Origin of the sequence: Acinetobacter piscicola, from assembly GCF_002233755.1 — a bacterium.
Taxonomy (GTDB): Bacteria; Pseudomonadota; Gammaproteobacteria; order Pseudomonadales; family Moraxellaceae; genus Acinetobacter; species Acinetobacter piscicola.
Window position 1 is genome coordinate 83841 of record NZ_KZ268704.1, and the last position, 14213, is coordinate 98053.

Sequence of the window (14213 nt, forward strand, 5' to 3'; positions counted from 1 at the left end):
CAAAATACATCGTATAGTCGGTTTCCTGTAACTTCAAATTTTTATGTGGGGTAAAAGCACAGATAAAAAATAAGCCCTTGTAAAAACAAGAGCTTATTTAAAAATTTGGCGGAAGCGGTGAGATTCGAACTCACGGAGGACTCACACCCTCGTCGGTTTTCAAGACCGGTGCATTAAACCGCTCTGCCACGCTTCCATGTGCGCAAGAATACTAAGCTTTCTTATTTCTGACAAGAGAAATATAAGCTTAAAGCATTCAAATGCATATTGTTTCATCAATTTTGCATTTTTTGCTTAAAGTTTAGCTGCTAATTCAGCACCTTCACGTATTGCACGTTTTGCATCAAGCTCACCAGCAAGTTTCGCACCACCAATAATATGATAAGTGGCCAATGTCGACTCACCTTCTTTTGGCATTAAATCCTTCACAGACTCTTGCCCTGCACAGACGACTATCGTATCAACACGTAAAAGTTGATCTTGGCCATTGGTTTCAATCCATAGTCCTTCATTAGTCACAGCTTTATACTGCACACCGCGCATCATTCTGACTGCATGCTTTTTCAATTGTGCACGGTGTACCCAACCTGAGGTTTTACCTAGACCTGCACCTAAAGCTGTGGTTTTACGTTGCATCAAATAAATCTGACGAATTGGCGGCTCAACTTCTGCTGGAACAAAACCACCTTCAGTCATATAGTTTGGATTTGGGTCAATCCCCCATTCACGCATCCAATCTGACAATGGCTGAGGTTGCGGTTGATGTTCTGGTTTCAATAAGTATTCAGATACATCAAAACCAATACCTCCCGCGCCAATCACTGCAACATTATGCCCTACAGGTGCGCCACGTAAAACTTCTGCATAAGATAAAACTTGTGGTGCATCGCTCCCTTCAATTTTCAAACCACGAGGAATAACACCTGTTGCTACTACAACATCATCAAAACCTTCACGTTCAAGTTGTTCACGATTGACTTTGGTATTTAAACGTAAATCCACACCTGTCTTTTCAATCTGTACTTTAAAATAGCGAATGGTTTCATGGAACTCTTCTTTCCCCGGAACAACTTTCGCTAAATTAAACTGACCACCAACTTCACTTGACGCTTCAAACAATGTCACTTGGTGACCTCGTTCAGCCGCAATGGTTGCCGCCGACATTCCTGCGACCCCACCGCCAACTACAGCAATTTTCTTTGGTTTTTTGGTTTTAATATAAACCAGTTCCGTTTCATGAGCAGCACGTGGGTTAACTAAACAACTCGCACGTTTATTTTGGAAACTATGGTCTAAACAAGCTTGGTTACAAGCGATACAGGTATTAATTTCATCAACACGATTAGTCGCAGTTTTATTCACCCAAAAAGCATCGGCGAGCAATGGGCGAGCCATTTGCACCATATCTGCTTTACCTGCTGCCAATATTTCTTCAGCAGTTTCAGGCATATTGATACGGTTTGATGCAATGACTGGTACAGACACATGCTTTTTCACTTCTGCCGTGTAGTCCACAAAAGCAGCACGAGGAACTGACGTTACGATCGTTGGAACACGTGCTTCATGCCAACCAATTCCTGTATTCAATAACGTAATGCCTGCCTTTTCCAAAGCTTGAGCAACCGTAATGACTTCATGCATGGTATTACCATCATGCACCAAATCCAGCATAGATAAACGGAAACAAATAATGAATTTTTCACCAACTTTTTCACGAATCGCTTTTACAATTTCTACAGCAAAGCGCATACGATTTTCAATTGGGCCACCCCAACGATCTTCACGCTGATTGACATGGAGGCTTAAAAATTGATTCAAAAGATAACCTTCTGAACCCATAATTTCCACACCATCATAACCTGCTTTTTTTGCTAGGCTCGCTGTTTCAGCATAATCTTGAATCGTTTCAAGAATAAGTTTTTCACTCATTTGACGTGGTTTAAATACTGAAATAGGCGATTTGATTGGGCTCGCAGATACAACAAATGGCTGATACCCATAACGTCCTGCATGTAGAATTTGCATGAGGATTTTTGCACCATGCTTATGTACAGCATGTGTCACCAAACGATGCGGAGCAATATCTCCAATATTATTCATCGTCCCACCAGCAGGAAGTAACCAACCTTGACGGTTTGGTGAAATACCACCTGTAATAATCAGTCCAACACCACCTTTGGCACGCTCACCAAAATATGCAGCGAGTTTTGGATAATTATAAAAGCGATCTTCTAAACCCGTGTGCATGGAACCCATCACGACACGATTTTTAATGGTCGTAAATCCCAAATGAAGGGGTTTTAGAATATTTGCATAGCTAGTTGTCATGATGAATCCTTTAATATTTGGCTTTGCAACTTGTTGCATACTACTTTATCTATTTTTATCCTTTTTGGGATGACTTTTTATGTTATTTTCAACGTAGATAGAGTCAATCATGTAAATAAATATAGCGTTAAGCGATTATAACTATGATTATCTATATACAGCTTTACAACAATTTTAAAGATTCAATTTAACCAATTTGAAATATGCTTATTAAAAACTTTTAGAAATTGAGCATATTAACGATATGAGCCATCCAGTATTTTTAACGAGTTCACATTTGAACCATATGCCTGTAGGCAGTCAAAATCAATGGGCTAATTTTTTCAAAACAGCATCTTTTGAACTTGAGGCAAACGCTTTTATTCCTATTTTATGGCTCATGTTATTTAAACAAGATCATATTTTGTGGGCAAAATACACAGATGATTTAGATCTAAATGATGAACGGTTGCTTGATAATTTAGAAGACTACCAAGATACCTTTGGCGATCATTATTATGCTTATTTGGTGGTTGATCAAAAACAGGCTTTAATTAACCTAAAAAATCATCAAGCTATTTTCACAGCGATTTTTGGAACTGAGAATAGCTTTCAGTTTGAACAATTTAAGTCACTCATTGAACAGCACTATCCACAATATATTTTATTAAGAACCAGTGGATTACCTATAGATTCAAATGATGCCAATTTTTTAATGCAGCCATTACAACATATTGAAAATTTTCAATATGATCATAGCAATCGCGATGAATTTTCTGCACTCCAAAGAGCAGATCTAGCTCGTTTTGATGATCATCCCTATTTCTTTTATGGGGTAAACAATAATGCAATCTATGAACCCATAAATAATGAAGCAAATCAATTACAAGAAAACCAACCTTCAACTGTAGCTAAATCTACAGGGCTAACCATCCTCATTTGTACCATCATCGTAGTGATCGTTACCTTTGCTGTTTGGTTTACAACATATTCCATACTCTATGCTGTTTTGGCTTTTTTAATCAGTGCATTGGTCCTTGGATTTATTTCTTCAAAACTAGGTCAGCAAAAGTAAAAATCAGCCATCTTCAATATGAATATGGCTGATTAATGAAATTATTAACATCTATCATCTGTTGATATTAATTCATCACTATTTCCAATATTTTAATTTACTGGTTTGACCAATTCCTACATTAAAACTATTGGTTGGATCTAGCTTTTGATAATGATTTTTTAAAGCAGGCTTAGCAATATATAAATGTCCAACATTATGTTCTGCAGGATATTCAGCACCACGCCCATCCAATAAATGCCACATTTGATGTTCCATGGCTAAAGGGTCTACCCCTTTTTTGACAATATAATCCTGATGGAATACGTGACATAAAAAATGACCGTAATACAATTTATGCAGAATTAAATCATCCATTTCCTTAGGTAAAGTTTCCACCCATTCACGGTCGTTACGACGCAATGCAATGTCCAACGCCACAATATCTTCAACTTCTGAACGATGGGTATCTCGATATCGAATTGCAGCACCAGCAACTGCAAAACGATGTAAAAATGCTTTACGCCCTTCTTCATCGGTACAGTGGAAATAATTTCCTGAAGTTTTATTGTGGAAATAGTCTTTTAAAAATGCTTCGACCTGTTCAACATCCTGATTTTCAACTCGAATCACAAGATGATGTTCATACAAATCCCGAAACTCATTCATACTTTTCGGTAAATGGCTTGGCATAAATTTGGTGATCAGTTGTAAGACTTTGTCTGATAAACCACGTAAGCCTACTTTTTCTAAATACCCATCGACTTTATCTTTCATCGCAAATGCAGCAGGTACTTTGGCTGTACCAAATTTTTCGATAAACATAAATGTATCTTTACCGTATTCAGCACCAATATCATAAGCAACACGGTGAATATATTCCCCTGCTATTGGTAAGCGTGGTAAATCTTTGAGTAGAAAACGGCGAATTTCAGTCAAATCATCATGTGAATTTGTACCGACATAGAACACCTGACTAGGTATTTTCTCGAAAGTATCTAAGCGTACAGCAAAGACACAAACTTTCCCTGCCGAGCCTGATGCCTCAAATAATCGTGATGGATCAGCATTAAAACGTGCAGGGGTATTTTCATCGACCTGTTTAACATCGTGTGCGTAACGATGATCCGATGCACAACACTCTGAATTGTTAATCACATCATTGGCTTGGTAATTTTTATTCTCAAGCTTCGTTAGAATTTCTTCAGGTGTAACCCCTAGATTTACACCTAAATGATTCACCAACTCTAATTCGCCAGACGCATTGATACGTGCATAAAGTGCCAATTCTGTATATGCAGGGCCACGACGAACCAGTGCGCCGCCAGAGTTATTGCACACACCACCTAAAACAGATGCACCAATACATGACGACCCAATCACAGAATGTGGTTCACGGTTAAATTGTGCTAATTCTTTTTCAAGTCGATCCAGTGTTGCACCCGGTAAGCAAATCACTTGCTGACCTTCATTAATGACTTGAATACCAGCCAAGCGTCGTGTACTCATTAAAATTACAGGACGGTCATAATCATCACCAAATGGCGTAGAGCCACCTGTCAAACCTGTATTTGCTGCTTGCATAATCACGATACAATCTGCATTTACCGCAGTTTGCAAGACTAGCCATTGCTCAAGCAAAGTGCCCGGAACAACAACAGCAAGGACTTGACCTGATCCATAGCGGCGTCCCTGACGATAGAGCCTAGTATCATGATCATCAATTAAAACGTGTTGTTTACCGACAATAGCGATGAGGTTTTGAATAGTGTGTTTAGTAGAGGATTGGGTGTTCATAGTTGTTATTTCCAATTATTCAAATCCCCCTAAATCCCCCTTTTCCAAAGGGGGACTTTTCACCCAAAACTATTCCTAGTTGGTATAGCTCCTCCCTTTTTAAAGGGAGGTTGGGAGGGATTATCTATGAATAGCGATACTTTTATATGAGAAACATTTATTTATAAAGTAGGAATCACCCCACCAATTCTCTATCTAACTTCACTAAACAATCCGAAGTAATATCGGCGATTGTTTTCGCACCTGTTAAAGTCATTGCAACGCGCATTTCTTTATCAATTAAATCGAGTAAATTCGAAACACCTTCGCCACCTGCCGCACCAAGCGCATATACAAATGCACGACCTAACATACAGGTATCCGCACCCAATGCCAGCATACGGACAACGTCCAAGCCATTACGAATACCAGAGTCCGCTAGAATTTTAATATCGCCTTTCACAGCATCTGCAATTGGAGGAAGAGCACGTGCAGAAGATAAAACACCATCTAGCTGACGACCGCCATGATTTGAAACCACGATACCGTCTGCGCCAAAACGTACAGCATCTTTTGCATCTTCAGGATCAAGAATCCCTTTGATCACCATTGGGCCATCCCAAAACTCACGAATCCACTCAAGGTCTTTCCATGAAATAGATGGGTCAAAGTTATTGCCAAGCCAACCGATATAATCTTCAAGACCCGTTGGTTTACCTAAATATTTAGAAATATTGCCTAAATCATGTGGACGTCCTAACAGACCGACATTCCACGCCCAATGTGGGTGAAAACATGACTGCATATAACGACGCATCGCTGCATTTGGCCCACTCATACCTGAGTGCGCATCACGATAACGTGCCCCAGGAACAGGCATATCTACGGTAAAGACGAGAGTTGAACAGCCTGCTGCCTTCGCACGTTCCAAAGCATTTCGCATAAAGCCACGATCACGTAGCACATACAACTGGAACCACATTGGACGGTTAATTGCGGGCGCAACTTCTTCAATTGGGCATACTGAAACTGTCGATAATGTAAAAGGAATCCCTTTTTTATCGGCAGCTACAGCAGCTTGCACTTCACCACGGCGTGCATACATTCCTGTTAAACCCACAGGTGATAAAGCAACTGGCATAGCCAAAGTTTCATCAAACAGCTTGGTTTCTAAACTCAACTGCGACATGTCATTTAAAACACGCTGCCTTAACGCAATTTTTGATAAATCTTCCACATTGCGTTTCAGTGTATATTCCGCATACGCACCACCATCAATATATTGAAAAAGAAATGGTGGTAAACGACGTCGTGCGGCTTCACGATAGTCATTTGCAGAAGAAATAATCATGTTTATATCCTGTTTAATCGACTTGCACGCTGACGACGAGCTTCTTCCTCATCAATCATACGCACTTGCTGTACTACAAATTCTATATGTCCACATACTGCGTCACGTGCAGCATCTGGATCATGACGTTCAATTGCATCCATCACTTGAAAATGTTGATCATGCAACTGATCAAAACGACGAGCTTCGGAATAGACTTTACGCCGCCCCAAAACCACGTTGAATTGCAACAAATCAAACAACCCTCGCATCATTTGGATCAACACCAAATTGTGTGATGCTTCTGCGATGGCTAAATGAAATTTAGCATCTGCATTCGATGCCTGATCGTCATCACCTAAAGATTGAAAATATGTTATTTGATCATAGTAATAACGAATCTTTTCAATATCTTCTTTGGTCGCACGTTGTGCTGCATACCACGCTGAACCACCCTCTAAAATTGTACGCGCTTCCTGCACATCGAAACGATAGGCAGGATCTTCATCAATCAGATTACTCAACGGTTCAACAATTTGATACTGAGACCAATTCACCGGCAATTGTTGCAAATACGTTCCCGCTCCAACTTTGTTGACCAACATGCCCATACTGGTCAGTTGTGAAAGTGCTTCTCTCAAAGAGGAACGGGATACGCCAAGTTGCTCACACAGCTTTCGTTCAGCAGGTAATCGCTCTCCGACTTGCATATTTTTTTCTTCAATTAACATGTGAAGACTTTGTACGACTTTATCGGAGACTTTCATCTGCTTTCCTCAGCTTTACATCAATTGATGTGTCATGGAATCATCCATGGGAACACATAGGCTTGTAAGGTAATAATAATACCGATCATTACTGTAAACGTTATACTGTGTTTAACTGTAAAACGGAACAGATCGGATTCTTTACCCACTAAACCAACTGCTGCACAAGCGATTGCAATAGATTGTGGAGAAATCATTTTTCCTGTTACACCACCACTGGTATTCGCTGCAACCAACAACACTTCAGGTACACCGATTTGTTGCGCAGTCGTTGCCTGTAAAGCAGCAAACAAAGCATTTGCTGAAGTATCAGAACCTGTGAGGAATACACCTAGCCATCCCAAGAATGGTGAGAAGAAAGTGAAAGCTTGACCTGTATGCGCAAGTGCCAATGCAAGTGTCGCAGACATGCCTGAATAATTTGCAATAAAAGCAAAAGCCAACACCATACCAATTGAATAAATTGGAATTTTTAATTCATTAACTGTTTCACCAAAAGTAATTACAGCTTCTTTTGGCTTCATTTTTAAGAAAATAATCGTGATGATCGCTGCAATCAAAATGGCAGTACCCGTTGCCGAGAACCAGTCAAATTTGAAAATTGCATCATAGTCTTTAATTTCAGGCACAACTGGTGGCATTTTTTGCACAAGTTGATGTAAATACGGAACTTTGATTGAAATAACCAAATCATGTAAAGCACCATCTTTGGTAAATAAATCCTTAAATGGTTTTACACTCCAAATTGTCACCATGACCGTTAAAATTGCAAATGGAGACCATGCTTTAGCAATCTGAGCAATTGAATATTTCTTTTGCTTCTGTTCTGCCAAATTCTCATCGATGTTATCTTCATTGGCAAAGCGGAAAATATGCTTTGGCTGCCAAAATTTTAACAAAATAGTCAATGAAACCAATGATGCAATTGCGGCAGTAATATCAGGAAGTTCAGGACCAACAAAATTTGATGTTAAATATTGTGCAATTGCAAATGATCCACCACCAACGATTACCGCAGGCCATGTTTCTTTCACGCCACGCCAACCATCCATGATGGCCATCATCCAGAATAAAACAATAATCACCATAAATGGTAACTGACGTCCCACCATCTGGCTGATTTCCATCGTTTCAACGCCTGAAACCTGCCCTGCAACAATAATTGGAATCCCCATTGCACCAAATGCTACAGGTGCAGTATTCACAATTAAGCACAAACCTGCTGCATAGAGTGGCTTAAAGCCTAAACCCACTAAAAGTGCGGCAGTAATTGCCACTGGTGCGCCAAAGCCTGCTGCACCTTCAAGGAAAGTACCAAATGCAAAACCAACAAAAAGCATTTGTAATCGTTGATCTTCAGTAATCGACAGAATTGAAGAACGAATAATATCGAACTGCCCTGTTTTTACTGAAATTTTATAGAGGAATACTGCCCCAATAATGATCCATGCGATTGGCCATAAGCCATATAAAAAACCGTAAGCCATTGAAGCGAATGCCATCATAACTGGCATTTTATATGCAAATAATGAAACCAAGAGTGCCAATACAACGGTAATTGTACCTGCCACGCTTCCTTTCATACGGAAAACAGCAAGTGCTAAAAAAAAGAAAATAATTGGAATAAGAGCAATCAAACTGGAAATCCAGATATTGCCCATAGGATCATAAATTTGTTGCCATTGTTGAAGCATTGTCATCTCCTTGAAATGCTTTCAGGAAAGTATCACGTGGTCAGATCAGTCATTCATCTTTTACAAAATTGGTATGACCAATAAAACAATAAAGTAAAAAAAATCTATTAATTTCGCCTTAATAGTAATTTCTGCTGATTTAAAGATCAATATAAGAATGTAAATAATTATATTGGTCATACCAATTTAAAAGTATTTATGTAAATTTTATCTGTACATTAGGCAAGCTATGTTTTGAATGAATAAATTAAATCGCTTGTTTTTACTTATTTTTTTCAGAATGATTAACTTTTTACGACATCATATTAAACTTTAGTCTAATAAGCAGTTTTTAATCGCCATCATCTGTATTTATTTCAACCTAAATGCTACGTTGCCGCTGATTTAGATGAATACTCAGACAATATGAAATAACTTATATTTCCAAATATTTAACAATATATTAGATAAATAATACTCCACCTCCTACTCACTCAATAACCAAAAGGTTGCCTCTTGAAAATCAAAGCTGCCTAATGTTCAAATTAAAAATATAAAAAGCAAAATCAGCAGACTTCCACTGATTTTGCTTAAATACTATTTGCACAATTGCCTTTTGTATTGATGACCTAGACCATCGATACCCATTTCACTAAGGACTGAATTTCATTAATTTAGCTTGAGCATCAATGTTGATCACTACACAAAGAATCAATCGATTGTGACTGCACTTTCATCTTCAATGAACTGAAAATAATGCCTAAACAAATAAACACAGCACCAATTAAAATATTGATTGTCAAAGCTTCATGCCAAATCATGTAGCCAAAAAATAAGCTTAAAATTGGAATACACATAATCGAAATCGAGGCAATAAAGGTATCAACCTGACTGACGATCCAATTCCAAAGCACAAATGCAAAGCCTGTTCCGACCACTGCAATATAAAACAACATTGAGTCATTGAGCGGATTGAGCCACACTTTAAAATCAAACGACTCAAAAGCCAGCGCACCAATCAAAAGTACACTGCCACCTATTAATAACTGCCAAATGGTGAGCTTCATTTTGTCGTAGCTTGTAAAACTCTTCTTGATATAAACGGTTGTCAGTGCCCAGAAAAATCCTGACAAAATCAGGAAAAATTGTCCAATTAAAGATAGGTTCATATGAATATGATGCAGTTGTGGCCATAAGATTGAGATCAGTCCTAACGTCCCTAGAACTAATCCTGTAATCTTTTGAGCATTCAAACGTTCATTTAAAAAATAATGGGCTAAAACACCGATAAAAATCGGCATTGTAAAGACCAAAACTGCAGACAAACCTGAATCCACAAATTGCATTGCAAAGGTTTGTGTCACATAAAAACCAAAACAAATCATCAAACTGGAAATGATTAACTTCTTCCACTCACCACGTTTAGGTAAAATCGATTTTCTGAGAATAAATTGCACAACAATCAATGTGAACGCCGCTAGAATCAAACGCATAGAAATAAATAAGAATGGTGGGAAAATCTGCAAACTGTGTTTTACCAGTCCCCACAATGAACCCCAGATCAAACACAGCAAGGCGATTGCACTAACCACTTTAGTATTCATTGGTTGTACTCAACAGATGGAAAGTAAATTGATTATAAAAAACAAAAGACATCATGAATAATGTTATATTTTAATATACCCATCACTTTTTTTAATATCACTTTTTAAGTAAGAAAGTGATCTTTAATTGCCAAACATTTTTAAGCAGTGAGCAAATATCAATGAATATAGATATAAGTGATATCAAATCATTTGTTGCTGTAGCTGAACTCAAAAGTATTTCAGGTGCTGCCAATAAGCTGAATTATTTACAATCCAATATGACAGCCAAAATTAAGAAAATTGAAAATCACTATAAACGTCAGCTCTTTATTCGTAAGCCTAAAGGTGTTGAGCTAACTGAATCTGGCATGAATTTATATGCTCAATACAAAAAAATGATTTTTACGTGGGAAGAAACTGAAAATAAAATCTATCAACAAAAAAAATATTTGCGTTTTGGCACCAATACCAGTTTAGGTGGTATGCGCTTTTATCCTTCATTTAATCAGTTATATGAAACCTACCCTGACCTATCCGTGACCATGAAAACAGGTGCAACAGGTTATATCGAAGATGAAATTTTGCAAGGTAATTTAGATATTGCCTATGTATTGGGTCATCCAAATCAAAAAAAGCTGCAATACATTCATAAAGCAGATGATAAATTAGTACTTATAGGCAAAAATATTCTCAATCATGACAATATAGCTGGCTGCTTAAATCATCAAAATATTTTACTCGCTTCAGAAGAATGTTGTTATTCAACTGTTTTAAATCAGATTTATACGGATTACCAACTTACCAAAGGCGAATCGACTCATATTTATGATCACGAAGCGCTGATCCAATTTACTCAATTGGGTATGGGAATTTCGATGATTGCGAAATCATTAATTGCTAAATTTAACATCCAATATTATATGGATATACCTGAACAATATCGTGATATTGGATTGTATTTAATTGCCAGAAATGATCATGTGTTTACTCCCATTGAGAAACAATTTATTGGACTCAATGATCAGCTTTAATGGATCTTAGATGTCTGTTTTTTAAATGGATAATTAAGTTTAAAAATCAGCCTTTCATATCAGTTGCTGCAAAATTCAAAGTTTGATTAGGTTGCCACTTGAATAACGAGAAAAAAAGCATCGTTACAGCAAATAAAGTTCCCAATGGAAATGCATTTAACATAAAAATAGTGAAAAAGATGGACGCCAAACGACTACTTGTACGTCCTGATTTTACTCCTTTGGCACATAAAAAATGCACACAGATTAACGTTAATTTCCCTAGAAAACTTCCAAAAAGATATGCCGAATGATCTACGAATAATTGATAAAACATATAGATCAAATCAAAAATTAAAATAAATGCCACAATCCGATGTAATGCCGATAAAATTTGATTATTGCTATTTGGCACTGCTTTATCCTTCCATCTAGTCTTGGGTTGAATCTCTTCATTCTTATCGTAAAACTTTATATTTTTAGAATATTAATCTGTTTTTTAAATCAAAAAATAATATTTCCACCAGCAACACCAAAAATTTCGTATTGAAGGGTGCTATAATACTGCGTTAATAAAATTCTCTTCGGCTACCAAAAGTATATGGTGCCTATTTCGAAATAGTTAGGACTCGCAATGACTGATAATGCAACGATCTTGCAGAATGTACCAGTAGGCAAAAAAGTCGGTATCGCCTTCTCTGGTGGTCTAGACACTTCAGCAGCTTTATTGTGGATGAAACAAAAAGGCGCAGAACCTTATGCTTATACAGCAAATCTAGGTCAACCTGATGAAGATGACTATGATGCAATTCCACGTAAAGCTGAAGCATACGGCGCTGCAAAAGCACGCTTAGTAGACTGCCGCTTACAACTTGCATTAGAAGGTATTGCTGCAATTCAATGTGGCGCATTTCATATCAGCACTGGTGGTGTTCCTTATTTCAATACGACGCCTTTAGGTCGTGCCGTAACAGGAACAATGCTTGTTACAGCAATGAAAGAAGATGATGTCAATATTTGGGGCGACGGCTCTACATATAAAGGTAACGATATTGAACGTTTCTATCGTTATGGTTTATTGACCAATCCTGATCTTAAAATTTACAAACCTTGGTTAGACCAACAGTTCATTGATGAATTGGGTGGTCGTGCTGAAATGTCACAATTCTTAATCGACAATGGTTTTGACTATAAAATGTCGAAAGAGAAAGCGTATTCAACAGATTCAAATATGTTGGGTGCGACACATGAAGCGAAAGATTTAGAATATCTCAATGCAGGTATCAAAATCGTTGACCCAATCATGGGTGTTGCTTTCTGGAAAGATGATGTAAAAATTGAAGCTGAAGAAGTTTCGATCACTTTTGAAGAAGGTTTCCCTGTTGCATTAAACGGTAAACGTATCGAAGATCCAGTTGAGTTTATTCTTGAAGCGAACCGTATTGGTGGTCGTCATGGTCTAGGTATGTCAGACCAAATCGAAAACCGTATCATCGAAGCGAAATCTCGTGGTATCTATGAAGCTCCGGGTATGGCATTACTGCATATTGCTTATGAGCGTCTTGTGACTGGTATTCACAACGAAGATACAATTGAACAATATCGTATTAACGGTTTACGTTTAGGTCGTTTATTGTACCAAGGTCGTTGGTTCGATTCTCAAGCATTGATGCTTCGTGAAACTGCACAACGTTGGGTTGCTAAAGCCATTACTGGTACAGTAACTTTAGAACTACGTCGTGGTAATGACTATACGATTATGAACACTGAATCTGAAAACCTCACTTATGAAGCTGAGCGTTTAACGATGGAGAAAGGTGATTCAATGTTTACACCAATGGATCGTATTGGTCAGTTAACAATGCGTAATCTTGATATCACAGATACTCGTGCAAAATTAGGTATTTATACAAATACTGGTTTACTTGCAGTGGGTACAGGTTCTGCTGTTCCACAACTTAAAGATAAAAACAAATAAGTTCGTTTGATCACAATGAACGTAAAAAAACCGCCAATAATGGCGGTTTTTTTACGACAAAATTTTTATGATTAAATAGGGGCTGTTGACAATTCGTCTATGATTGCGACTATGAGTGTTTTTTAGGCGATACTAGGCGTGAAATACAAAATTTAGTCATTCTAAATGATGAGAAACACTGTTTCGCAAGGCAACAACGTAGCGTCAAAAAACACTCTAGTCCCCGCTGCGCCTTGCGCTACGAACGAAGCAATGCTTTGTTCTTGCTCAGGTTGTGGCTAAAATTATCTCAGCCTTCGTTATGAAACTTGAAAATAGTCTCGCTATTCTCTTCGTTTCATTCCTCGTCTGCTCAATTTTAGCCTACAACGCAAGCCATTTATGAAATGTCAACAGACCCTAATCATTACAAAATATCAAATTCTAAAACTATGATTCTTCAGCATTCTTTTGAACGAGTTTAATTTGTTCTTTATTTTCTTGCTCAAGTTTTTGTTGTTGCTTTTTCAACTCAACCTTTTCCGCATGTTGTTGACGTATCAGATCATATTCTCGTTTCGTTTCAGCATCATTTTTGGCAGCAATAAAAAGCATTCCAATCAAAAAAAGAGGTAATAGTAACGCTAATGCGCCGAAAATATAAATCTTTGGAAATTTCTTTGAACTTACCTGCGTCATAAATTTACATCAATCAATAGCGTTTAGGTCGATCAATATAACAGAAGATTTTCG

11 protein-coding genes and 1 tRNA gene are annotated in these 14213 nt (G+C 37.7%); 3 read left to right on the forward strand and 9 right to left on the reverse strand.

The window, feature by feature from the left end; translation table 11 throughout:
- Nucleotides 1-106: 106 nt before the first annotated feature.
- Both CDA10_RS00365 and CDA10_RS00370 read right to left on the reverse strand, forming a co-directional pair.
- Nucleotides 107-196 (reverse strand) — tRNA-Ser (locus tag CDA10_RS00365).
- A 98-nt stretch (nucleotides 197-294) separates the two neighbouring features.
- The gene (locus CDA10_RS00370; protein WP_089603767.1) at nucleotides 295-2328 is read right to left on the reverse strand and encodes an NADPH-dependent 2,4-dienoyl-CoA reductase; all 2034 of its coding nucleotides are present in this window, start codon (nucleotides 2326-2328) and stop codon (nucleotides 295-297) included.
- Nucleotides 2329-2572: 244 nt separating this feature from the next.
- On the opposite strand from CDA10_RS00370, the gene CDA10_RS00375 reads away from it, so the two are divergent.
- Nucleotides 2573-3382 carry a hypothetical protein gene (locus CDA10_RS00375; protein WP_089603550.1) on the forward strand — a complete coding sequence of 270 codons (810 nt, stop codon included), beginning with the start codon at nucleotides 2573-2575 and terminating at the stop codon, nucleotides 3380-3382.
- Between the two features lie 78 nt (nucleotides 3383-3460).
- Here CDA10_RS00375 and dld read toward each other — a convergent pair whose 3' ends face one another.
- The 5 genes from dld to CDA10_RS00400 all read right to left on the reverse strand — a co-directional run bounded on the left by dld (nucleotide 3461) and on the right by CDA10_RS00400 (nucleotide 10511).
- Complete coding sequence (dld, locus tag CDA10_RS00380; protein WP_089603551.1) at nucleotides 3461-5158, reverse strand: D-lactate dehydrogenase; 1698 nt, start codon at nucleotides 5156-5158, stop codon at nucleotides 3461-3463.
- A 175-nt stretch (nucleotides 5159-5333) separates the two neighbouring features.
- Nucleotides 5334-6488: an FMN-dependent L-lactate dehydrogenase LldD gene (gene lldD, locus CDA10_RS00385; protein WP_089603552.1), complete on the reverse strand. Its 1155-nt coding sequence runs from the start codon at nucleotides 6486-6488 to the stop codon at nucleotides 5334-5336.
- 2 nt (nucleotides 6489-6490) lie between these two features.
- Nucleotides 6491-7234, reverse strand: a complete 744-nt coding sequence (gene lldR, locus CDA10_RS00390) for a transcriptional regulator LldR (RefSeq protein ID WP_089603553.1) — start codon at nucleotides 7232-7234, stop codon at nucleotides 6491-6493.
- A 32-nt stretch (nucleotides 7235-7266) separates the two neighbouring features.
- Entirely contained in the window at nucleotides 7267-8934 is a 1668-nt protein-coding gene (gene lldP / locus CDA10_RS00395) for an L-lactate permease (protein ID WP_171333922.1), read from the reverse strand.
- 659 nt (nucleotides 8935-9593) lie between these two features.
- Nucleotides 9594-10511, reverse strand: a complete 918-nt coding sequence (locus tag CDA10_RS00400) for a DMT family transporter (RefSeq protein WP_089603555.1) — start codon at nucleotides 10509-10511, stop codon at nucleotides 9594-9596.
- Nucleotides 10512-10672: 161 nt separating this feature from the next.
- Here CDA10_RS00400 and CDA10_RS00405 point away from each other — a divergent pair, with 161 nt between their 5' ends.
- Nucleotides 10673-11524 carry a LysR family transcriptional regulator gene (locus CDA10_RS00405; protein WP_089603556.1) on the forward strand — a complete coding sequence of 284 codons (852 nt, stop codon included), beginning with the start codon at nucleotides 10673-10675 and terminating at the stop codon, nucleotides 11522-11524.
- Nucleotides 11525-11570: 46 nt separating this feature from the next.
- Here the strand turns inward: CDA10_RS00405 and CDA10_RS00410 are convergent, their stop codons facing one another.
- The gene (locus CDA10_RS00410; RefSeq protein ID WP_089603557.1) at nucleotides 11571-11918 is read right to left on the reverse strand and encodes a hypothetical protein; all 348 of its coding nucleotides are present in this window, start codon (nucleotides 11916-11918) and stop codon (nucleotides 11571-11573) included.
- A gap of 219 nt (nucleotides 11919-12137) precedes the next feature.
- On the opposite strand from CDA10_RS00410, the gene argG reads away from it, so the two are divergent.
- Nucleotides 12138-13481, forward strand: coding sequence for an argininosuccinate synthase (gene argG / locus CDA10_RS00415; RefSeq protein WP_089603558.1), 1344 nt, complete (start codon nucleotides 12138-12140; stop codon nucleotides 13479-13481).
- 429 nt (nucleotides 13482-13910) lie between these two features.
- On the opposite strand, the gene CDA10_RS00420 is transcribed toward argG, so the two are convergent.
- Entirely contained in the window at nucleotides 13911-14159 is a 249-nt protein-coding gene (locus CDA10_RS00420) for a hypothetical protein (protein ID WP_089603559.1), read from the reverse strand.
- Nucleotides 14160-14213: the final 54 nt, after the last annotated feature.

Coding starts and splice junctions, on each gene's coding strand:
- lldP (WP_171333922.1), bottom strand. CDS start 8,934: ATGACAATGCTTCAACAATGGCAACAAATTTATGATCCTATGGGCAAT.
- lldD (WP_089603552.1), bottom strand. CDS start 6,488: ATGATTATTTCTTCTGCAAATGACTATCGTGAAGCCGCACGACGTCGT.
- CDA10_RS00370 (WP_089603767.1), bottom strand. CDS start 2,328: ATGACAACTAGCTATGCAAATATTCTAAAACCCCTTCATTTGGGATTT.
- CDA10_RS00375 (WP_089603550.1), top strand. CDS start 2,573: ATGAGCCATCCAGTATTTTTAACGAGTTCACATTTGAACCATATGCCT.
- CDA10_RS00400 (WP_089603555.1), bottom strand. CDS start 10,511: ATGAATACTAAAGTGGTTAGTGCAATCGCCTTGCTGTGTTTGATCTGG.
- CDA10_RS00405 (WP_089603556.1), top strand. CDS start 10,673: ATGAATATAGATATAAGTGATATCAAATCATTTGTTGCTGTAGCTGAA.
- dld (WP_089603551.1), bottom strand. CDS start 5,158: ATGAACACCCAATCCTCTACTAAACACACTATTCAAAACCTCATCGCT.
- lldR (WP_089603553.1), bottom strand. CDS start 7,234: ATGAAAGTCTCCGATAAAGTCGTACAAAGTCTTCACATGTTAATTGAA.
- CDA10_RS00420 (WP_089603559.1), bottom strand. CDS start 14,159: ATGACGCAGGTAAGTTCAAAGAAATTTCCAAAGATTTATATTTTCGGC.
- argG (WP_089603558.1), top strand. CDS start 12,138: ATGACTGATAATGCAACGATCTTGCAGAATGTACCAGTAGGCAAAAAA.